This is a genomic window from Gilvimarinus sp. 1_MG-2023 (assembly GCF_030548285.1).
In genome coordinates this window covers 1-291 of the sequence record NZ_JAUOSC010000777.1, presented here as the reverse complement: position 1 = coordinate 291, position 291 = coordinate 1, and the positions used below count along the sequence as shown (strand labels likewise).

The 291-nt window shown below is 52.9% G+C and carries 1 protein-coding gene; it reads right to left on the bottom strand.

Annotated features, from left to right (window positions below; translation table 11 throughout):
• The coding region (locus Q4563_RS19010) for a hypothetical protein (protein ID WP_303605622.1) at positions 1-291 on the bottom strand (291 nt) is incomplete at both ends.

The following is a 291-nucleotide window of genomic DNA, read 5'->3' as shown; positions in this document are numbered from 1 at the left end:
ACATCGCACGCTGCGTCAGTAGCATCATCACTGATTGCTGCAGCATCAACTAATGGCACCAGCTCGATCCGTCCGAAGCGCTCCATATGGAGACTGATCGAGGGCCGCTGTTCAATTTGTACAGAAAGCGCATCCATCAATCCGTTAGGACCACAGGTATAGACCGCTGTATTCTCCGCAAGTCCATTAACCAGAACACCAAGATCAACACCGCCAACTTCGTCATCAATATGGACGAACACACTGCCAGGCTGCTCACGCTCCAGCGCCTCGACTTCAGCCATGTACGCC